Below are 20,031 nucleotides of genomic sequence, written 5' to 3'. Positions count from 1 at the left end.
CGTCGCACCACCCGCGGGTGGGGGGGGGCCGGTGGGGTTGCGCCCAAGGTCCGTGGGGCTTGTCAAAGCGGCTCACACCTGGTCATCCGCAACATCGGACGATGTCGCCGGCGTAGGCCTACTCGCCGGGCTGGACGCTCTTCTCGAAGTAGTCGGCCAGCGTGCCGGGGGTGACGGCCGCGCCCTGGTCGGAGTTGAGCTGGTAGATGAACCCGGCCAGCGGCCGGTCGCCCACCGAGAACACCAGCACCGCCGACGCCTTCCCAGCGGCCGAGGAGTACCGGCCCTTGAGCCCGTTGCCCGCCCACTCCGCTTCGGTCCGGTCCCCGCCCGCCGAGGCCAGCAGCTGATCGGTGTACTGCTTGAGCTTGTCCGCCGAGTCGCTCTGCACGTACGTCACCTGGGTGCCCGCGCGGCCCGGCGCCGAGCAGGTCGCCGACGCGCCGAGGCTCTGCGCGGGCGCGGCGGGGCCGTTGCCCATGCCGGGTTTGCAGTCGCCGGTGTCGGCGATCTTCCCGGCGAGCTGGCGCATGCAGCCGGTGAGACCGTTGGCCTCGGCCTGGCCGGGCGTCTTGCACTGGTCCGCGGTGTAGGTGGCCGAAGACGACGAGCCGAGGAAGTACACCAGCCCGCCCGCGAGGAGCACGACCACCGCCGCGATCGCGATGCCGATCGTCAGTTTCTTCTTGTTCGCGGCCTTGCCGCCTTCGTCCTTGCCCGCCGGCGAGTACGTCGGGAAGTTCGATGGCGGGGGCTGCGGAGGCTGCTGCTGGGGCCCGCTGGGCGGGAAGTTCGACGGCGCGTACCCGCCCGTCTGGCCGGGGCCCGGGTACCTCTGTGCGGGCGGCGGCGCGTACGGGCCGCTCGGCGGAGCCATCTGGGGCGCCCCGTTCGCGACCTGGCCGTCGACGTTCTGGGTACGCATGGACAGCCCGTCTCGGGCGACGTGCTGGGCGCCCAGCGCCACCGCGGTCTCCGGCTGGTCGAGGCTGCCGGGGACGACGCCGAGCTTCTCCGCGATCATCGAGCCCACCAGCGGCAGCCTGCTCGACCCGCCGACCAGGTAGATCCCGGCGAGCCGGTCCGGGGACAGCCCGGACGAACGCAGCGTCCGCGCCATCAGCTCGACGCTGCGCAGCATCGCCGGGCGCACCAGGCCTTCCAGCTCGCCGCGGGTGACCAGGACGTCGTGGAACGGCTCCGGCATCGGGACCTCGGTCTGCGGATGCCGCGACAACGCCTCCTTCGCCGCCTTGACGTCCTCCTGCAGCGCGCGGCGGGTCCGGCGGTCGGCGGTGGACTCCGGGCGCAGCAGCCGCTGCCAGCGCTGGGGGTCCGAATGCGACACCTCGCGTCCGACGTGGACCATCAGCGCCTGGTCGACGTCGAGACCGCCGAGGTCGGGGAGGCCGTCCTCGGCGAGCACGGTGTACCCCGTCTGCGTGGCGCCCACGACCGCGACGTCGAACGTGCCCGCGCCGAGGTCGTACACGGCGAGCGCCTGGCCGGGCGCCAGCGCCTTGCCGGGGAACGACGCGAAGTGCGCGGCGGCGGCGACGGGTTCGGGCACCAGCAGCACGTTGCCGGCGATCCCGGCGAGGCGGGCCGCGGACAGCAGGACGTTGCGCCGCACCGGGCCCCACTGCGCGGGGTGGGTCAGCCGGACCTCGTCGGGCTGCTCGCCGCCGAGCTGCCGCGTGGTCTCCTCCAGCACGCGCCGCAGGATCGCGGCCAGCGCCTCGTTGACCGGCACGACGTCGGTGCCGAGCAGCAGCGTCTGCTCGTCGATGCGCCGCTTGGGGTTGGGCTCGAACCGGGTCGGGTCGAGCCGGGCGCGGCGCTCGGCGTCGCGGCCGACCATGATCGTGCCCTCTTCGGTGGCGAACACCGCCGACGGCATGTTCGCCGAGCCGTCCACCTCGACGACCCTCGGCGGCATGCCGTGCGCCGACAGCACGGCGACGGTGTTGGACGTCCCGAGGTCCACCGACAGGATCCGCACGCTCACTCCCCTTACACCAGGCCAGCACCCGTCCCAGTACGACCGGAACACCGGTCGCGGGCGCTGGCCGTGATGCTCCCATGGGGACGGTCACCGTGCGTGCGGACCCGGCAAACTCGCCGCCGCCTTGACGTACAGGTCACCCTCGGCGCAGGATGTCTGCGCAGTTCGCTCACTCAAGTTGCGCGAACTGCGCAACTCAGTGCCGAGGAGACCGGGAGCCGCCGTGCCGAAACTGCTCGTCCTCGGCGACGATCTGACCGGTAGCAACGCCACCGGAGCGTTGTACGCGCGCTTCGGTCTCCGCGCGGTTTCGGTGAGCGCGCCGCTCACGCCGTCGTCGCCGTGTTTGCGCCAGGACAGCGGGATCGACGCGCTGGTGGTCAACCTCGGCACCCGGCACGCCGACCCCGAACAGGCCAAGGCCGCCGTGCGCGCCGCGATCGAGCTGGCCGGGCCGGTGGAACTGACCGTCAAACGCGTCGACACCACCTTGCGCGGCAACGTCGGCGCCGAGACCGAGGCCGTCCTCGACTCGGCTCCGGCCGCCCGCGCGCTGGTCGTGCCCGCCTTCCCCGACGCGGGCCGGGTCACCCTCGGCGGTCTGCACCTCGTCGACGGCAAGCCCCTCGCGGAAAGCCCGGCGGCCCGTGATCCGCTGACGCCGGTGCGTTCCTCCCGGATCCGCACCCTGCTCGGCCCGGCGGGCGGCCGCACGATCACCGAGCTTTCGCTGGACGTCGTCGAGTCCGGAGTGGACGGTGTCGTCGGCGCGTTGCGGGAAGCGGGCGAGATCGTCGTGTGCGACGCGACCACGAACCGGCATCTGACCGCGATCGCGCAGGCGGCCGCGCGGCTGACCGCCGAGGACGGCACCCGGTGGATTTCGGTCGATTCCGGTCCGTTCGGCGTCCGGCTCGCCTCGGCGCTGGGCCTGGCGCCCGGACGCGGCGAGGTCGCGCCGGTGCTCGCCGTGGTCGGCAGCATCACCGCGCAGACGCGGGACCAGCTGGCCGAGACCGAGCAGGTGCTGGACGCGCGCTACGTCGACGTGTCCCCTGACCAGCCCGATCCCGCGGAGATCGTCGAAGGCGTCGGAAAGCTGCTCGCCGCCGGGCACCGCGTCGTCGGCATCCGCGCGGTGCCGCCCGCCCCCGGCGTCCCGGCGGATCCGGCGGTCGCGGCCTGGCTCCCGGCCGCGCTGGCCAAGGCGGCCCTGCTGGCGCTGACGCGGTACCGCATCGGCGCGCTGTACGCCTCCGGCGGGGACATCGCCGTCGAAGTCACCAAGGCGCTCGGCGCGGACGGCTTCGAGATCGACACCGAGGTCCTCCCGCTCGCCGTCGCCGGGCGGCTGGTCGGCGGCGCGTTCGACGGGCTCCCGTTCGCCACCAAGGGCGGTCTGATCGGCGACGCCGCCGCGGCCGTGCAGTGCCTCGAACACCTCAACTACGTCCTGGCAACCCATCCCGGAAGGAAGAACCCTTGAGCGAGAAACCCATCCTGGCCGTCACCCTCGGCGACCCGGCGGGCATCGGGCCGGAGATCACCGCCCGCACGCTGGCCGAACCGGAGTCCGGACAGCTCGCGCGTGGTCTCGCCGTCGGCGACGCTCCGGTGCTGCGCCGCGCGGTCTCCCTGCTGGGGTTGGATGTCGAGGTCAATCCGGTGTCCACTGTGGAGGAAGCGCGGTTCGAACCCGGCGTCATCGACGTCCTCGACCTCGGCATCGTGACCGAGGACCTGCCGTGGGGCGAGGTGAACGCGACGGCGGGTGCCTCGGCCGTCGCCGCGATCGAGGCCGCGACGAAAGCCGCGCTGAACGGCGAGGTCGCGGCGGTCGTGACGTCGCCGATCAACAAGGAGGCCATCTGGGCCGCCGGGTCGAAGCACCTGGGACACACCGAGATGCTCGGCGAACTGACCGGGTCGACCAGGTTCAACACGATGTTCTGGGTCGCCGGGCTGAAGATCTTCTTCGCCACCAGGCATCTCTCCCTGCGCGAAGCGATCGAGAAGATCACCAAGGACAACATCGAGCACGCGATCCGCGAGGCGTACACGGCACTGGAGGTCTTCGGCGCCGAGAAGCCGACGCTCGCCGTCGCGGCGCTGAACCCGCACGGCGGCGAGAACGGGAAGTTCGGCGACGAGGAGATCGTCGCGATCGCCCCGGCCGTCGAGGCGGCACGGGCCGGCGGGCTCGACGTCGTCGGCCCGATCCCGGCGGATTCCGTGTTCCACCAAGGACTTCAGGGCCGGTTCGCCGGGGTGCTCTCGCTGTATCACGACCAGGGCCACATCGCGTCGAAGACGTACGACTTCGACGGCACGGTGTCGGTCACCGTGGGCCTGCCGATCCTGCGCACGTCGGTCGACCACGGGACGGCGTTCGACATCGCCGGCACCGGGAAGGCCTCGCACGGCACGATGCGCGCCGCGTTCCGTGCCGCGGTGGAACTCGCGCCGTACGCGCCGAAGCTGCCCGGCATCTACCCACCGGCCCGGTGACCGCCGTGATCCCCCGCAAGCGCTGGGCGTACGTCATCCCGGTCGCGGTCGTCATGTACATGCTGGCCTACCTCGACCGCACCAACGTCGCGGTGATCCTGCCCTACATCGGCTCCGACTTCCCCTTGTCCGCCAGCGCGAAGGGGCTGGCCAGCGGCATCTTCTTCATCGGCTACCTCGTCCTGCAGATTCCCGCCGCGGTGCTCGCCGCGAAGTGGAGCGCCCGCAAGACCGTGGTGCTGCTGATGATCCTGTGGGCGCTGGCCGCGGTGCTCTGCGGGCTCGTCCGGAGCGAGACGCAGTTGCACCTCGCGCGGCTGTTGCTCGGCCTGTTCGAAGGCGGCGTGTGGCCCGCCGTCCTGATCCTGCTCGCGTCCTGGTTCCCGCAGAAGGAACGGGCACGCGCGAACGCGCTGTGGATGAGCTGCCTGCCGATCTCGGCGATCCTGATGTCCCCGCTGTCCGGGTTCATGCTCGACCACATGTCCTGGCGCTGGGTGTTCGTGCTCCAGGGACTCCCGCCGCTGGTGTGGGCGATCGTGTGGTGGTTCGCGGTGGCGGACCGGCCCGCGCAGGCACGCTGGATTTCCCGCGAGGAACGGGATTACCTCGAAACGACGCTCGCCGCCGAAGAGGCCGCGAAGCCGTCGGTGGCGAAACAGGGCTACCGGCAGGCACTGCGCAACAAGTCGGTGCTGCTGCTCATCGGCGTCTACTTCTTCTGGATCACCGGGTTCTACGGCTTCAGCCTGTGGCTGCCTTCGGTGGTGAAGACGATGACGGGCGGTTCGGCGACCGCGGTCGGGTTCCTGTCGGCGATCCCGTACGTGCTCGCGCTGGTGGCCATGCTCGCCTGCGCGCTGTGGTCGGACCGCACGGGCAACCGGCGGATGGCGGTCACCGTCCCGCTGCTGATCGCGATCGCCGGGCTGTTGCTGGGCAATCTGGTGCACTGGCCGCCGGTGGTCCAGTTCGTGCTGCTGTGCGTCGTCGCGGCCGGGGTGTACATGCCGTATGGGCCGTTCTGGGCGGTGCCGAGCCAGATTCTCGGGATCGAGGTCGTCGCGGTGGCGATGGGCGTGATCAACGCGCTGGGCAACCTCGGCGGGTTCGCCGGGCCGTACCTGGTCGGCTGGCTGACCGACGTCACCGGCACCTCGACCACCGGGTTCGTCGTGCTTGCCGCGTTCCTCGCGGTGGCGGCGGCCTTGGCGTACTTCGGGCTGCGGCCCGGCTCCGGCGCGGAAGAGGTGATCGATGTCCCAGCCGCGGCCGACCACTCGTGACCGGCGCGCGATGCTGCTCGACGCCGTCCGCGACGGCTCGTGCGGCATCGCGGAGCTGGCCAAGGAGTTCGGGGTCTCGGCCTCCACGATCCGGCGTGACCTCGCCTCCCTCGCCGGAGCGGGGCATGTCGTGCGGACCTACGGCGGGGCGCTCGAAGCCGGGCACGGGCTGGAACGCAGCCTGCGGGAGAAGGACGCGAGCAACGCCGACGCGAAGGACGCGATCGCCCGCGAAGCCGCCGCGCTCGTCCAGGACGGCGAGATGGTGCTGCTCGACGCCGGGACGACGACCGGCCGGGTCGCCCGGCATCTCGCCCATCGCGAAGGACTCACGGTCGTCACCAACGGGGTGACGGTGATCCGCGCCCTCGCCGATTTCGACGGGATCGACCTCATCGTGCTGGGCGGGCGGCTGCGGCATCCGAACGAGGCGCTCCTCGGCGAGAGCGTGCTCGCCCAGCTGCGGCATCTCTCACCGGATCGGGTGTTCCTCGGCGCGGACGGGGTCGTCGCCGGGCGCGGGCTGTGCTGCCCGTCGCTGGAGCAGTCGCAGGTCAAGCACGCGATGCTGCACTCGGCGGCGTCGGCGTACGTGCTGGCCGACCACTCCAAGCTCGGCCAGGCCCCGTTCCCGTACTGGACACCGCTGGACCGGGCGTTCTCGCTGGTCACCGACGCGTCGGCGGCGGATCTCACGGCCCCGTTCGCCGCGAGCGGAACCGTGCTGACGGCGGGCGGTGCGGAAATTGTCGGGGGTGCCGCGCAAGATGGAGGACGTGGCAGCTGACGTGCTCGACCTGTTCTCCCCCGCGACCCGGGCCTGGTTCGCGGGGGCCTTCGCCGCGCCCACCGCGGCGCAGGACGGGGCGTGGCGGGCCGCGCACGCCGGGGAGCACGCGCTGGTCGTCGCGCCGACCGGGTCCGGCAAGACGCTGTCGGCCTTCCTCTGGGCACTCGACAGGCTGTCCGTGGAGCCACCGCCCGCGGAGGCGCAGAAGCGCTGCCGGATCCTCTACGTCTCCCCGCTGAAGGCCCTCGCGGTGGATGTCCAGCGGAACCTGCGAGCGCCGCTGGCCGGGATCGCGCAGGCCGCCCACCGGCTCGCGCTGCCCGCGCCGGAGATCACCGTCGGCATGCGCACCGGGGACACCACGGCGGCCGAGCGGCGGTCCTTCGGCAGGACGCCACCGGATGTCCTGGTGACCACGCCGGAGTCGCTGTTCCTCATCCTGACGTCGTCGGCGCGGGAGTCGCTGCGCGGCGTCGAGACCGTGATCGTGGACGAGGTGCACGCGGTCGCGGGCGGCAAGCGCGGCGCGCATCTTGCCTTGTCGCTGGAACGGCTGGACTCGTTGCTGCCCAAGCCCGCTCAGCGCATCGGGCTGTCGGCGACGGTCCGCCCGATCGACGAGGTGAGCGCGTTCCTCGCGGGCGGGCGGCCGGTCACCATCGTGCAGCCGAAGCTGGCGAAGACGATCGAGGTGCGGGTCGAGGTCCCGGTCGAGGACATGGCCAATCTCGACGCGCCATCGTCCCCTATGGACAATCTGGACGCGCTCGAGCCACATCCGCCGGGCGAGATCGCGCCCGGCGGGCTCGGGACGATGGAGGAGATCAGCGGGAACCCGGTCCAGCGCGCGTCGATCTGGCCCGCGGTCGAGGAGCGGGTCCTGCAGCTGATCCGGGCCCATCGGTCGACGATCGTGTTCGCCAACTCGCGCCGGCTGGCCGAGCGGCTCACCGCGCGGCTCAACGAGCTGGCCGCAGAGAAGACGGAGCTGGCTCCGGCGGACAGCTTCCCGGCGGAGGCGATCGGCCAGTCCGGGCTCACCACCGGGGCGGCGCCGGTGATCGCGCGGGCGCACCACGGGTCGATGTCGCGGGAGCAGCGCACCCACGTCGAGGAGGACCTGAAGTCCGGCAGGCTCCCGTGTGTCGTGGCGACGTCCTCGCTGGAGCTGGGTATCGACATGGGCGCGGTCGATCTGGTGGTGCAGATCGAGGCCCCGCCCACGGTCGCCTCCGGGCTGCAGCGGGTCGGCCGGGCCGGGCACCAGGTCGGCGCGGTGTCGTCGGGGGTGATGTTCCCGAAGTTCCGGGGCGATCTGGTCTCCTGCGCGGTGGTCGCGGAACGGATGTCGGCGGGCGCGATCGAGGCCGTGCGCTATCCCCGCAACCCGCTCGACGTGCTGGCCCAGCACGTCGTGTCCATGGTCGCGCTCGAACCGTGGCCGGTGGCCGAGCTGGCCGCGCTGGTCCGGCGGGCGGCGCCGTTCACCGCGCTGCCCGACGACGCGCTGCACGCGGTGCTCGACATGCTGGCCGGGCGGTACCCCAGCGAGGAGTTCGGCGAACTGCGCGCGCGGATCACCTGGGACAGGATCGCCGGCGAGCTGCGCGGGCGGCCGGGTTCGCAGCGGCTCGCGGTCACCTCCGGCGGCACGATCCCCGACCGCGGCCTGTTCACCGTGATGACCCCGGGCACCGACGGCAAACCCGGCTCGCGCGTCGGCGAGTTCGACGAGGAGATGGTCTACGAGTCCCGGGTGGGCGACACGATCCTGCTCGGCACGTCGTCGTGGCGGATCACCGAGATCACCCATGACCGGGTGATCGTCGTGCCCGCGCCCGGCGAACCGGCGCGGATGCCGTTCTGGAAGGGCGACGCGCCGGGGCGCCCGCTGGAACTGGGGCGGGCACTGGGGAAGTTCGTCCGCGAACTGTCCACTTCGGACGCCGAGAAGGCGCGGGAACGCGCGGCGGCCGCCGGGCTGGACGAACGGGCGCGGGACAATCTGCTCGGGTACCTGGAGGAGCAGAAGGCGGCCACCCGGCACGTGCCGAACGACCGGATGATCCTGCTGGAGCGTTACCGCGACGAGCTGGGCGACTGGCGGATCGTGCTGCACTCCCCCTTCGGCGCCCAGGTGAACGCGCCGTGGGCACTGGCGATCGCGGCCCGGCTGCGGGAGAACCGCGGGGTGGACGCGCAGGTGGCGCACTCCGACGACGGGATCGTGCTGCGGCTGCCGGACGCGCTGGACGCCGACGGCGCGGAGGTCACCATCGGCACGGACGACGTACTGCTGGACCCCGACGAGGTCGAGCAGCTGATCGTCGCCGAGGTCGGCGGCTCGGCGGTGTTCGCGGCCCGCTTCCGGGAATGCGCGGCCCGGTCGCTGCTGCTGCCGCGCCGCGATCCCCGGCGGCGGACACCGCTGTGGCAGCAGCGGCAGCGCGCGTCGCAGCTGCTGTCGGTGGCGGCGAAGTACGAGCGGTTCCCGGTCGTGCTGGAGGCGATGCGCGAGGTCCTGCAGGACGTCTACGACGTGGGCGGGCTGAAGGAGCTGATGGCCGACGTCCGGGCCCGCAAGGTGCGGCTGGCCGAGGTCGAGACACCGTCGGCGTCGCCGTTCGCGCGCAGCCTGCTGTTCGGCTACGTCGGGATGTTCCTGTACGAAACGGACGCGCCGCTGGCCGAGCGGCGGGCGGCGGCGCTGTCGCTGGATTCGGCGCTGCTGGCCGAACTGCTGGGCACGGAGGCGATCCGCGAGCTGCTCGACCCGGCCGCGGTGACCGAGGTCGAGCGCTCGCTGCAGCGGCTGGATCCCGACCGGAAGGCCCGTTCGGCGGAGGATGCCGCGGACCTGCTGCGGTTTCTCGGCGATCTGTCCACTGTGGAGGCCGCCGAGCGCGGGGTCGAGCCGGAGTGGCTGGCCGAACTCGAGGCGGCCCGGCGGGCGATCCGGGTGCGGATCGGCGGCGAGGAGCGCTATCTCGCCATCGAGGACGCCGGGCGGGTGCGGGACGCGCTGGGCGCGGCGCTGCCGGTGGGCGTGCCCGAGGCGTTCACCGAACCGGTCGAAGATCCGCTGGGCGATCTCCTGTCCCGGTACGCCCGGATCCGCGGGCCGTTCGCGGCGCAGCAGGCCGCCGAGCGGTTCGGGCTGGGGGCCGCGGTCGTCACCGGTGTGCTGGACAGGCTGACCGGGCAGGGCAGGCTCGTCCGCGGCGAGCTGAGCCCGCTCGGGCATCCGGACACGCACGGGGTCGGCGTCGAATACTGCGACGCGGCGGTGCTGCGCCGGCTGCGCCGGGCGTCGCTGGCGAAGCTGCGTGCCGAGGTCGAACCGGTCGAACCCGCGGTGCTGGGCCGTTTTCTCCCGGCCTGGCACGGCATCGGCGGCCGAGTACGTTCGGCGCCGACCGCGGACGACGTGCTCTCCGTGGTCGAGCAGCTGGCCGGGGCCCCGCTCCCGGCCAGCGCGGTGGAATCGCTGATCCTGCCCAGCAGGCTGCCCGGCTACTCCCCCGCGCTGCTCGACGAGCTGACCACCGCCGGCGAGGTCACCTGGTGCGGGTGCGGGGCCCTGTCCGGCGGGGACGGCTGGCTCGCGCTCGCGCCCTCGGACGTCGCGGACCTGCTACTGCCCGAGGTCGAGGAAACCCGGCCGGAGTCACCACTACACGCGGCCATAGTGTCCACATTGGAGGGTGGCGCGCTGTTCTTCCGGCAGCTGGTGGACCGCGTCACGCCCCAGCTCGAAGCGCCACCGGCCGACGGTGAGGTCGTGGCGGCGCTGTGGGATCTGGTGTGGGCGGGGCTCGTCACCGGCGACACCCTCGGCCCGCTGCGCGCCCAGGTCGCCGGGCACGGCGCGCACAAACCACGGCGCCAGGCGCCGCGTGGCCGGTACGCGCGGCTGCGAGCCGGGCGCCCGCAGATGCCGTCCCGGTCCGGGCCGCCGACCGTGGCCGGACGCTGGGCGCTCACCCCGGCCCGCGAGGCCGAGCCGACCCGGCGGGCACACGCGCGGACCGAGGCGTTCCTCGAACGGCACGGCGTCCTCACCCGCGGCGCGCTCGACACCGAGCGGGTCACCGGCGGGTTTTCCGGGATCTACAAGGTGTTGCGCGGGATGGAGGACACCGGTCAGGTCGTGCGGGGCTACGTCGTCGAGGGGCTCGGCGCCGCGCAGTTCGCGGCCAAGGGCGCGGTCGACAGGCTGCGCGCGCTGTCCGGCCCGCGGGACCCGGCGGACACCTCCTCGGCGGTGGTCCTCGCCGCGGCCGACCCGGCTCAGCCGTACGGCGCGGCCCTGCCGTGGCCCGCGGCGACCGGGGACACCAAACACCGTCCCGCCCGCAAGGCGGGGGCACTCGCGGTCCTGGTGGACGGGGTCCCGGCGCTGTACGTCGAGCGAGGCGGCCGGTCGCTGCTGAGCTTCACCACCGAGCCGGAGCCGTTGCGCGCGGCCGCGCGGGCGCTGTCCACCGCGGTGCGCGAGGGCTGGCTGGGCCAGCTCGCCGTGCAACGCGCCGACGGGGAGCAGGCTCTCACCTCCGAGCTCGCCGAGATCCTCCGCGAGGCGGGATTCCGTGCCACGCCGCAGGGTCTGCGGCTGCGAGCCGCCTATTGAGCCGTGCCTCACGCATGGGGATGGTTGCGCCCGGTGGTTCCGTGGGTATCACTAGACTTCGCCGGAGATTCGGGCAAAGGACGTTTGATCATGGCGATGCGCGAGCTGCGCTACTTCGGGGACCCGGTCCTCAAGATGGTGTGCGATCCGGTGACCACCTTCGACAAGAAGACCGAAGCACTGGTGAAGGACCTCCTCGACTCCGTCGAGCCGGACGGGCGGGCCGGGCTCGCCGCGCCGCAGATCGGCGTCGGTCTCCGGGTCTTCAGCTACGACGTCGGCGGCCTGACCGGGTACGTGATCAACCCGGAGATCGTCTCGCTGTCCGAAGAAACCCACGAGATCGGCGAAGGCTGTCTCTCCGTGCCCGAGCTGTGGTTCCCGGTACGGCGCGCGAAGCACGCCGTGGTGCGCGGGGTCGATCTGCGCAATGAGCCGATCGAGGTCGAGGGCACCGAGGTGCTCGCCCAGTGCCTCCAGCACGAGACCGATCATCTCGACGGGAAGCTGTACCTGGACCGGCTGGTCCCGGACCGCAAGAAGCAGGCACTGCGCCAGGCGCGGGAAAAGGACTGGTTCTGGAAACGTTGAGCCCCGCTCAGTCCAGCAGGATCCGCACCGCACCGTCCTCGCCCGTGCGCTCGGCGGACATCCCCGCGCGGGCCGCGGTGCGGACCAGGGTGTCGTCCCCGGGAAGGCACACCGCCGAGAGTTCGGCGAACCGGTCCGCCCTGGCGAGCACGCCGAGCCGGGAGAGCAGCGCGGTGCCGATGCCCTGACGCTGCCAGGCGTCCTCCACCAGGAGTGACACCTCGGCCGGGCCGCCCGCCGCGCCCGGGATCAGCTGACCGAGGCCGATCACCTCGCGTCCGCAGACCGCCAGCACGCTGCTGCCGCGGGGCGGCACGAGCAGCCGGTGCAGCCAGCGGCGCGGCACCGTGCGGACACCGGTGTGATAGCGGCGGAACAAGGTGTTCATCGAGCAGCGCCGGTGGAGTTCGGAAACGGCGCCGGCGTCACCGGGGGTTCCCTTGCGCAGCACCACCGCGGCGCCGTCGTGCCGGTCGAGCACCACGGGCCCCGAGACGTTCTCCTCGACCGCGGCGAGCAGCCCGGTCAACGCGAGGGCCCGGGTGATTTCGAGGTCGACGAACGGCGCCCAGTGGCGGCGCGCCACGAGCGCGGTGTCGCGGTCCAGGGCGAAGACGGCGCGGTGACCCCCCTCGGTCCGTGCCGGGTTCGCTTCGAGCGCCGGGACCAGCGTGACGACGTCGGCGGTGAGGACGTCCTTCAGCACCTCGGCGACCGACGCCGGGGTCTCCACGGCCCGCCGGGCCGCACCGAGGGTCGTCGACGCCGAATCCACGAGTTCGTGCACGTCGGCGTCGATGACCGCCGAGCATTCGCAGCCCTCCTCGCGCATCGCGTCGATCAGATGCTGCCGGGGCAGACCGGACGCCGGCCGCAGCACGATCTCGTCGAGCACCCCACCCGGGACCGGCAGCACGCTCAGCCCGAGGATGTTGCACTCGAGATCGGCGAGCCGGATCGCGATCCGGGCCAGCGTCCCGGGATGGTCGTCCATCCGGATCCGGACCCGCCACGCCGAGGACGTGGGTACCGGCTGCTCCGTCACGACGCGGCGGAGGGGGTGAGGCCGAACTCGAGAGGTTTCCATGCCTCCACGGTCCCGGCGGGTTGTTGCCGTACCACGGCGCCCTTGTTTCGCCCTTGTCAGCGTTTCCGCAGGCCACGCAACCCACACGAAACACAGAGGCGTTCAGCGGGCCTCGGTAATTTGGTGTGGTACGGCGCCCTGCCACCAGGTGGGATTGGCGGTGCCGTCGGTGGTGCGGCCGTCCCGGTGGACATAGCGGCGGACGTCCCGTCCCGGCTGGCTGAGCTCACCGGCCAGTGCGCGCTCCAGCCACTCGGCGCCGAAGCGGAAGACCTCGGCGGCGGCGCCACCCAGCGGGTGGAACTCGTTCTCGTAGACCCGGATCTCCTTGGGTGCGCGGATCCGCTCGTAGGTGGCGAGGGCCTGTTCGAGCTGGGTCAGCTCGTCGAACTCCCCGATACCGGTCAGCACCGGACAGGTGATCCGGGTGACGAGGTCACCCAGCGGCATCCGGCTGGCCAGTTCGCGGTCGAAAACGTCCTCGTCGGTGTAACCGGCCATGTACATGTAATTGTTCTTGAAGGTGGGCTGGGCCTGCTCGAAAATAGTCCGAAAGTCACCGGTGACGCCCTCGAAGCTCGCCAGGGCGGCCAGCCTGCCGTCCATCGCGGCGGCCCGGTGGCCCCAGTAGCCGGACATGCTGATCCCGAACATGCCGATCCGCTGCGGGTCCACCTCCGGCAGCCCGGCGAGGTAGCCAAGGTATCGGCCAATGGCCCGTTCGTAGTTGGTCAGGTCCACGGCGAGGCCGTTCGCACGGGTCTCGCCCTGGCCGGGTCCCTCGATGGACAGGGCCACCATGCCTCGGCAGGTGTAGTACCGCTCGGCGGCGTGGATGTAGTCCTCCTTGATCATGTCCATCCCCGGGCCCAGGATCACCGCCGGCGCGCGCACCACCTTTCCGGCGGGCAGGTGCAGCAGGGCGTAGATCTTCTTGCCCTCGAAGTCCAGCACGACCCGGCGCACCCGGCCCCCGCGCAGCTCACCGATCCGCGCCACGCAGTGATTGGCGTGTGCGCGCAACGCCGCCTTGCGCGGATCGGCCGCGTCGAAGATGGAGTATTGGGCCCGGCCCCACATCACCGCGGCACGGACGTACAGGTCAGCGGCGGTCTGCGCGAATCCCTCCCGCTCGTGGTGGGCGGCGCGCTCCTGCGCTTGCCCCGCGACGGTCGCCCACGCCTTGGGCAGCATCGCACCGCTGCGGACCAGCTCGAAGACCTTGTCGAAGTCGGTGTGATCGTGGCCGAGCTGCTCCAGCGTGCCCTTGGCCTGCGGGTGCAACGCGTCGAAGCCGCCCTGTGCCAAGGCGATGTCCAGCGCCCAGCTCTGGCCGATGGAACGAGTGGTCATGGCGGATGTCCCTCCGTGCCGTTCGGTCGCCGCATCCCGTCGCAGCAACCTTAAGTACTTATTCATTAAGTACTTAAGGTAGACTGGATGTCAACGCGAACGGAGGTACCTCATGTCACAGTCAGCCGACCGAACCCGGGAGCAGGCACTGGACCGCCTCGGCCGGGCCGCCTACCGGCTCAGTGCCGCCGACGCCCGCCTGCGGGGCCGCGCCACCCGCACCCCCGGCGCCCTCTCCCTCACCCACGCCCGCGCCCTGCGCACCCTGGCCGAACAGGGCCCGCTGCCCCTCGGCCAACTCGCCGCGCACACCGAGACGACCGCGGCCGCCACCACCCAACTGGTCAACGGGCTCGCCGCCGCCGGCTACGTCACCAGAGAACGATCAGCGGGCAACAAGAGAACGGCCATCGTCGCGCTCACCGCGGTCGGCCGCCAACGCCACGACGAGCGCCAACACGCCCTCCGCGAGGCACTGGGCAGCGCCCTGGCCCAGCACGACACCGCCGCGCTCGACGCGGCCACCGACATCCTGCGCCACCTGGCGACCATCTACGACCACCTGTGAGCGGTCGACGGCACCGACCCTCTGGTGCCCCGGCGGCGATCAACGCCTCAGCCAGAGGAGACAGGACACGAGCCCTGCCGACGCCGTGTTCCGGCTTCTCGATTATGTCGGCGAGTTCTGGCTCTGGCTCAGACCGGCAAAACCAGCTTCTCCTCCACGAAGCCAAAACTCGGCGCTCCGCGAAGACGCGGCGATATCAGCGGGCCGTCAGGACGCAGAACTCGTTGCCTTCCGGATCGGCCAGCACCACCCACGACTCGTCGCCCTGGCCGACATCGGCAGGGACCGCCCCGGCCTCGATCAGGCGGGTGACCTCGGTGGCTTGATCTCCGTCAAGCGACGGCGCGACGTCGAGATGCAGCCGGTTCTTGCCCTGCTTGACGTCGCTGTTGCGCAGGAACTCCACCCACGGGCCCACGCCCGACGGCGCCCGGAGGCCGACGATCGTCTCCTCCCTCGCCGCGATCGGCCACCCGGAAGCAAGCGCCCAGAACTCCGCGAGCGCCGCCGGGTCGCCGGAATCGACGACGATCGACGCCACCGCACCCGAGCGCGCGTACTGCTCCCGGGGTTCGAGCACGCAGAACTCGTTGCCCTCCGGATCGGCCAGCACCACCCACGGCACGTCGCCCTGGCCGACATCGATCTTCCGTGCCCCGAGCGACAGCGCCCGCCCGACCACCTCCGCCTGGTGGTCCGGCGTCCGGCTCGCCAGGTCGAGATGGACGCGGTTCTTGCCGCCCTTGGGCCCGGGCACCGGCACGAAGCAGAGGTCCAGGCCCCAGCCCTCCCCCGCCGGGGCCCGGACGTCCACCTCGCCGGGCAGGTCCACCGCGACGCGCCAGCCGAGGAACGTGGCCCAGAACCGGGCCAGCTCCCCGGGATTCGCCGCGTCCACGGTCAGGTTCACCAGGCGAGTGCTCACCCCCGGAACGCTAGCGGCCGCCCCCGACAATTCCCGGACGTGCTTCCCCACACTCCGGGTCCTTCACCGGGTGGCGAGCCGCAGCAGCGCCCACAGCTGGGCCGCGAGGTCACGACTGCCGCGCACCGACACCGCGCTCGGCGAGGCTCTGCCCCACAGCCAGAGGAAAATCCGCTGCGGATGGCCCGACACGACGTCGTCGGCCCGCTCGGCTTCCTCGGGTGAACATCGCCAGGCGACCAGTTCCTCGGGCCCGGCCCGCGCTATCCAGCTGTGCCCGCCGGTCAGCACACCGACCGATCCCGTCCTGGTCCCGGTGAGCCCGAGCATCGGCAGCTTCTGCCCGAACCACAGCGCCAGCGCCTCGTCGATCCCGTCGAGCGCGATGTCCTCGTCGATCACCGGCGCGGCCTGCCCGGCCGCCTGCTGGGTGTCCGCCCGGTGCACGACCGTCTCGTGCAGCATCCGGCGCCGCCAGAACCCGTACGTCCGGTCCGCGGGCCACCAGGTGTCGGCGTGGGTTTCCGGGTCGTGCGCGGTCAGTTCCTCGAGCAGCCCGAGCCGCGCCGCCGCGTAGAACTCCGCCAGCGACTGCCCTTCGTCCGGGTCGCTCTGCCAGGCGTCCGGGCGGCGGCCGTCCAGCAGCCACCGCCGGACCATGCGGTACACGCTCCCGACGTGCCGGACGACCTCGCCGAGCGACCAGCCGGGGCAAGCGGGGACCGGCGCGTCGGCCGAGGCGGTGCCCAGCGCCTCGCCGAGCACCAGGCTCTCGGCGGACAGTGCCTCCAGTATCCGTTTCTGGTGGAGGAGGCCGTGCTCACGCGACATGGGCTTCCCCGGTGATCGGCAGGCCGTAGACCACGCGCCGGACCAGTTCCAGGAACATCGTGGCGGCCCGCAGCAGACCGGCGGCCAGCTCCGGGGTCACCTTGCCGGTGATCCCGGCCTGCGCGGCCGCGCGGGTGGCCGAATTGGCCGCGAAGAAGGCAGACCACTCCTTCAGTTCGGGGGCGACGGCGTCGAGCAGGACCCAGCCGCTGGCCGGGCGCGCCCGGCCCCGGTGCGGACGGCCCCGCGCGGCGAGTACCGCCGCGGCGCCCCGCAGCGCGGCCAGGTAGGCGCCGACGAACCGTTCCGCCGGTTCCTGCTCCCGCTCGGCCTCGGCGAGACCACGCCTGGCCTGCGCCAGCAGCCCGGCCGCGGCGGGCGGGGCAGGCGGGCGCAACGGCATCGGCAGCGGGGCCTGCCCGTTCCTGTCCGTCGAAGACAAGTCCAAGGATGACAAGGGATTCGCCGTGTCAGGGCCTCCGGCCACGGCACGCTCAGGGGTCAGTTCGGTGCCGCGCTTCCACTTCGCAGCACCCTCTGCCGAAACGGACATGACGACCCTCCTCCAGCGCGAGAGCCCGGGGGTGCCCGGTGCCGAGACGCTTCCCCCGTCCCCGCTCCGGGCACCTGACCGGTGCGCGCTCACCAGATGTCGAACGTCTGTTCGAACAATTTCCAGAGTAACCCCGGACGGGCCGTTCGCTCAACCCCGGCGGCGGATTCGGGGGCGTGGTGCACGACACCGGACCCGGCACGTGATCTCATTGAAGTCATGAGCGACGCTTGCGAGCGAATCATCGAAATCATGCGCCAAGAGGGATCGAGCGCTGTCTCGCGAAGCGAGTCGATCGCATGAGCAGCCTCGACCACCCCGCCGTCGCGAAAGTCGCCGCCGCGCTCGCCGAAGCCGGCCAGACCGAAGCGGCCGAGGGCATCCGGGTCCTGCCCGCCGAGGTCCGTACCGCGGCGCAGGCCGCCGAGGCGCTGGGTGTCCCGGTCGCCGCCATCGCGAACAGCCTGGTCTTCCGGGCCCGCACCGGCGACACCGAAACCGCGCTCCTGGCACTCACCTCCGGCGGTCACCGCGCCGACACCGACCGGCTCGCGCGGCTCGCCGGTGCCGACGAGGTCGGCAAGGCGGACGCGGATTTCGTCCGGGCGCACACCGGGCAGCCGATCGGCGGCGTCGCCCCGGTCGGGCACCCGGCGAAGCTGACCACGCTCGTCGACACCGCGCTCGAAGAGCACGACGTGGTGTGGGCCGCCGCCGGGCACCCCAAGTCGGTCTACCCCACGACGTTCGCCGGCCTGGTCGCGCTGACCGGGGGCACCCCGGCCGCGGTAGCCGCCGAGGGGGAGGAGGGGCGGCCGTGACCGCGATGTCGTCCCGTGTCGCCCGCTACGTCCAGCTGACCGCGGACGAGTTCCGCACCCGGCTGCCCGAGGCGCTGTCCATCTATGTGAACGCGATGCGCTATCCCGAAGGCACCGCCGAGCAGCGCGCGCCGATGTGGCTCACCCACGCGCTGCGCGCGGGCTGGCGGTGCGTGGCCGCGCTGGACTCCGAGGACGTCCTGCTCGGGGTGGCCTACGGCTACACGGGCCGCGCCGGGCAGTGGTGGCACGAACAGGTGCGGCACGGGCTGACCCGGCGGTCGGGCCCCGCCGAGGCCGACCGGTGGCTCGCGGACTACTTCGAGCTGACCGAGATCCACGTCCGCCCGGAAAACCAGGGCAAGCAGATCGGCGAGGACCTGCTGCGCAGGCTGCTCGACGGCGTGCCGAGCGCGCACGTGCTGCTGTCCACCCCCGAGGGCACCAGCCGGGCGTGGAAGCTCTATCGCCGCCTCGGGTTCGCCGACGTGCTGCGGGACTACCACTTCGCCGGCGATCCCCGGCCGTTCGCCATCCTCGGCCGCGCGCTGCCGCTGGAGCCGCGTTAGCGGGGCCGCCCCGGCACGGCCCCGCCACCGGTCAGCGTGGTTCGGGCCGCCAGTAGCCGACGACCAGCGCGCCGGCCAGCAGTGCCGCGCCGCACCACGCGACGGCGCCGAGCCGTTCGTGGAGCAGGAGCACCGACAACACCGACGCGGTCAGCGGTTCGAGCAACGCCGCCAGCGCGCCGAGCACCGGATGCGCGCCGGTCAGTCCCCGGAAGTACGCCGCGTAGGCCAGCGCCGTCGGCACGATCCCGAAGTAACACACCAGCGCGAGGACGTCCGCCTGCGCGGGCAGCCCCATCCCGAACCACGCGGCGGCCGGACTGAGCAGCACTCCGCCGGCCAGACAGCCGAACACCGTGGTGGGCAACGGTTCCAGGCCGTCGACAGGGCGCGCGGTGACCAGCGTCAGCGCGACGAACCCGGCCGCGGCCACGAGAGCGAGCCCGATGCCCGCCGCGGTCCCGGCCGATCCGCCCGTCCCGTCCGGCGACCAGCGCAGCAGGATCAGCCCGGCGACGGCGCCGCCGACCGAGACGAGCGTCCAGCCACGCGGGAACCGCCGTCCGCGAACCGCGTCGGCGATCGTGAGCAGGACCGGCACGGCACCGATCGTCGTCATCGTGGCGACGCTGACCGAACTCAGCGACACGGCGGCGAAGTAGCAGGTCTGGAACAGCGCCAGCAACCCGCCGACGGCGAGCAGCCTGCGGAAAACCCCTGCCGTACGGGGAATTCCGCGTAGTCCACCGGACAGCGCGACGTACAGGCCGCCGGCGAGACCACCGACGAGCAGCCGGTACGTCGCGACGGACAGCGGATGCAGGCCGGCGCGGGAGGCGAGCAGCGAACCGGCGAGACCGCCGGTTCCCCACAGGACACCGGCGAGCAACAGCGCGGCCGACGAGCGGGCACGCGCGGGCGAAGCAACGAAAACGGACATCGGGAAACGCTCCAGCGTCGAAGGAAAAGGACGTTCGACGACGCGGGGCATGGGGAATCAGCGACCGGACCGGCCGGATTCAGCGCAACCGATGGACAGCATCGGCCGCCCGCACGGCCGTTCGCCGCACGGGCTCACACACCCCGCTCAGGAGGCGGGGGGTGGGGTGACGAGGAAGATCCGGTGCACGAACGGAACTCTAATCAGCCGGACCGACGGGCGGCCAGCGCTTTTCACCATGCCCGTGGTCACGCTCCGCGCGGGCGTACAGAACTCCACATAGGACACTCGAGTTGCCCGAAGTGTGTCCGTGGGGGCCTCCCCGAGGGAGCCTGGGTCCCTTGATGAGGCCCCCACGGACTTCGCCAAGCCGCTGGCACACAAGACGCGGAGAGCGGCGAGGCACCATGGCGCCTCAGCCGAACCGCTCCACCGTCGCGACCTGCGTAACGACGACTGCACGCACTGGCCGCACCCCTCGGGTTCCGGCATCGAGCGCCGTGAAGGACAACGTCACGGCGTCCCTCGCTTTGTAGGAGTCCGTGACGGCAATCGGGGGCAAGGGTGTCCGGGG

16 protein-coding genes are annotated in these 20,031 nt (G+C 72.2%); 9 read left to right on the top strand and 7 right to left on the bottom strand.

What is annotated here, in order from left to right; all coding sequences use genetic code 11:
• Window positions 1–118 precede the first annotated feature (118 nt).
• On the bottom strand, window positions 119–2,002 hold the full coding sequence (locus tag ACFWX1_RS36770) for an Hsp70 family protein (RefSeq protein ID WP_378394423.1): 1,884 nt from the start codon (window positions 2,000–2,002) through the stop codon (window positions 119–121).
• A gap of 226 nt (window positions 2,003–2,228) precedes the next feature.
• Between ACFWX1_RS36770 and ACFWX1_RS36765 the strand changes: the two genes are divergently transcribed.
• The 6 genes from ACFWX1_RS36765 (at window position 2,229) to def (ending at window position 11,810) form a co-directional block, all read left to right on the top strand.
• On the top strand, window positions 2,229–3,491 hold the full coding sequence (locus ACFWX1_RS36765) for a four-carbon acid sugar kinase family protein (RefSeq protein WP_378394422.1): 1,263 nt from the start codon (window positions 2,229–2,231) through the stop codon (window positions 3,489–3,491).
• Window positions 3,488–4,513, top strand: coding sequence for a 4-hydroxythreonine-4-phosphate dehydrogenase PdxA (pdxA, locus tag ACFWX1_RS36760; RefSeq protein WP_378394420.1), 1,026 nt, complete (start codon window positions 3,488–3,490; stop codon window positions 4,511–4,513). The genes ACFWX1_RS36765 and pdxA overlap by 4 nt, the downstream gene beginning before the upstream one ends.
• Window positions 4,510–5,799: an MFS transporter gene (locus ACFWX1_RS36755; protein WP_378394419.1), complete on the top strand. Its 1,290-nt coding sequence runs from the start codon at window positions 4,510–4,512 to the stop codon at window positions 5,797–5,799. Before pdxA ends, ACFWX1_RS36755 begins: the two co-directional genes overlap by 4 nt.
• On the top strand, window positions 5,771–6,586 hold the full coding sequence (locus tag ACFWX1_RS36750; RefSeq protein WP_378394418.1) for a DeoR/GlpR family DNA-binding transcription regulator: 816 nt from the start codon (window positions 5,771–5,773) through the stop codon (window positions 6,584–6,586). The genes ACFWX1_RS36755 and ACFWX1_RS36750 overlap by 29 nt, the downstream gene beginning before the upstream one ends.
• Window positions 6,567–11,219, top strand: a complete 4,653-nt coding sequence (locus ACFWX1_RS36745; RefSeq protein WP_378394416.1) for an ATP-dependent helicase — start codon at window positions 6,567–6,569, stop codon at window positions 11,217–11,219. The genes ACFWX1_RS36750 and ACFWX1_RS36745 overlap by 20 nt, the downstream gene beginning before the upstream one ends.
• A gap of 90 nt (window positions 11,220–11,309) precedes the next feature.
• Window positions 11,310–11,810 (top strand): peptide deformylase, encoded by a 501-nt coding sequence (def, locus tag ACFWX1_RS36740; protein ID WP_378326481.1) that lies wholly within the window; start codon window positions 11,310–11,312, stop codon window positions 11,808–11,810.
• A 7-nt stretch (window positions 11,811–11,817) separates the two neighbouring features.
• On the opposite strand, the gene ACFWX1_RS36735 is transcribed toward def, so the two are convergent.
• Together ACFWX1_RS36735 and ACFWX1_RS36730 are read right to left on the bottom strand one after the other, a co-directional pair.
• Window positions 11,818–12,897: a GNAT family N-acetyltransferase gene (locus ACFWX1_RS36735; RefSeq protein ID WP_378394415.1), complete on the bottom strand. Its 1,080-nt coding sequence runs from the start codon at window positions 12,895–12,897 to the stop codon at window positions 11,818–11,820.
• Window positions 12,898–12,999: 102 nt separating this feature from the next.
• Entirely contained in the window at window positions 13,000–14,250 is a 1,251-nt protein-coding gene (locus ACFWX1_RS36730; RefSeq protein WP_378394414.1) for an alpha/beta hydrolase, read from the bottom strand.
• A gap of 112 nt (window positions 14,251–14,362) precedes the next feature.
• On the opposite strand from ACFWX1_RS36730, the gene ACFWX1_RS36725 reads away from it, so the two are divergent.
• Window positions 14,363–14,818: a MarR family winged helix-turn-helix transcriptional regulator gene (locus ACFWX1_RS36725; protein ID WP_378394413.1), complete on the top strand. Its 456-nt coding sequence runs from the start codon at window positions 14,363–14,365 to the stop codon at window positions 14,816–14,818.
• A gap of 196 nt (window positions 14,819–15,014) precedes the next feature.
• On the opposite strand, the gene ACFWX1_RS36720 is transcribed toward ACFWX1_RS36725, so the two are convergent.
• The 3 genes from ACFWX1_RS36720 to ACFWX1_RS36710 form a co-directional block, all read right to left on the bottom strand.
• Window positions 15,015–15,743 (bottom strand): VOC family protein, encoded by a 729-nt coding sequence (locus tag ACFWX1_RS36720; RefSeq protein ID WP_378394412.1) that lies wholly within the window; start codon window positions 15,741–15,743, stop codon window positions 15,015–15,017.
• A 63-nt stretch (window positions 15,744–15,806) separates the two neighbouring features.
• A complete protein-coding gene (locus ACFWX1_RS36715) occupies window positions 15,807–16,574 on the bottom strand; it encodes a maleylpyruvate isomerase family mycothiol-dependent enzyme (RefSeq protein WP_378394411.1) in 768 nt (255 codons plus the stop codon).
• On the bottom strand, window positions 16,564–16,977 hold the full coding sequence (locus ACFWX1_RS36710) for an SAV_6107 family HEPN domain-containing protein (RefSeq protein ID WP_378394447.1): 414 nt from the start codon (window positions 16,975–16,977) through the stop codon (window positions 16,564–16,566). The genes ACFWX1_RS36715 and ACFWX1_RS36710 overlap by 11 nt, the downstream gene beginning before the upstream one ends.
• A gap of 449 nt (window positions 16,978–17,426) precedes the next feature.
• On the opposite strand from ACFWX1_RS36710, the gene ACFWX1_RS36705 reads away from it, so the two are divergent.
• Together ACFWX1_RS36705 and ACFWX1_RS36700 are read left to right on the top strand one after the other, a co-directional pair.
• Complete coding sequence (locus ACFWX1_RS36705; protein ID WP_378394410.1) at window positions 17,427–17,948, top strand: YbaK/EbsC family protein; 522 nt, start codon at window positions 17,427–17,429, stop codon at window positions 17,946–17,948.
• A 5-nt stretch (window positions 17,949–17,953) separates the two neighbouring features.
• Window positions 17,954–18,517, top strand: a complete 564-nt coding sequence (locus tag ACFWX1_RS36700) for a GNAT family N-acetyltransferase (RefSeq protein ID WP_378394446.1) — start codon at window positions 17,954–17,956, stop codon at window positions 18,515–18,517.
• 31 nt (window positions 18,518–18,548) lie between these two features.
• On the opposite strand, the gene ACFWX1_RS36695 is transcribed toward ACFWX1_RS36700, so the two are convergent.
• Window positions 18,549–19,457 (bottom strand): DMT family transporter, encoded by a 909-nt coding sequence (locus ACFWX1_RS36695; protein WP_378394409.1) that lies wholly within the window; start codon window positions 19,455–19,457, stop codon window positions 18,549–18,551.
• Between the last annotated feature and the right edge of the window lie 574 nt (window positions 19,458–20,031).

This window comes from Amycolatopsis sp. NPDC059021, assembly GCF_042739895.1.
GTDB lineage: Bacteria > Actinomycetota > Actinomycetes > Mycobacteriales > Pseudonocardiaceae > Amycolatopsis.
This window is presented reverse-complemented; position numbering and strand designations above follow the sequence as displayed.

Excerpts from the sequence above, each read along its gene's own strand:
- ACFWX1_RS36750 (WP_378394418.1), top strand. The coding sequence starts at position 5,771 with ATGTCCCAGCCGCGGCCGACCACTCGTGACCGGCGCGCGATGCTGCTC.
- ACFWX1_RS36735 (WP_378394415.1), bottom strand. The coding sequence starts at position 12,897 with ATGGAAACCTCTCGAGTTCGGCCTCACCCCCTCCGCCGCGTCGTGACG.
- ACFWX1_RS36695 (WP_378394409.1), bottom strand. The coding sequence starts at position 19,457 with ATGTCCGTTTTCGTTGCTTCGCCCGCGCGTGCCCGCTCGTCGGCCGCG.
- ACFWX1_RS36745 (WP_378394416.1), top strand. The coding sequence starts at position 6,567 with ATGGAGGACGTGGCAGCTGACGTGCTCGACCTGTTCTCCCCCGCGACC.
- ACFWX1_RS36705 (WP_378394410.1), top strand. The coding sequence starts at position 17,427 with ATGAGCAGCCTCGACCACCCCGCCGTCGCGAAAGTCGCCGCCGCGCTC.
- ACFWX1_RS36725 (WP_378394413.1), top strand. The coding sequence starts at position 14,363 with ATGTCACAGTCAGCCGACCGAACCCGGGAGCAGGCACTGGACCGCCTC.
- def (WP_378326481.1), top strand. The coding sequence starts at position 11,310 with ATGGCGATGCGCGAGCTGCGCTACTTCGGGGACCCGGTCCTCAAGATG.
- ACFWX1_RS36700 (WP_378394446.1), top strand. The coding sequence starts at position 17,954 with ATGTCGTCCCGTGTCGCCCGCTACGTCCAGCTGACCGCGGACGAGTTC.
- ACFWX1_RS36715 (WP_378394411.1), bottom strand. The coding sequence starts at position 16,574 with ATGTCGCGTGAGCACGGCCTCCTCCACCAGAAACGGATACTGGAGGCA.
- ACFWX1_RS36730 (WP_378394414.1), bottom strand. The coding sequence starts at position 14,250 with ATGACCACTCGTTCCATCGGCCAGAGCTGGGCGCTGGACATCGCCTTG.
- ACFWX1_RS36710 (WP_378394447.1), bottom strand. The coding sequence starts at position 16,977 with ATGCCGTTGCGCCCGCCTGCCCCGCCCGCCGCGGCCGGGCTGCTGGCG.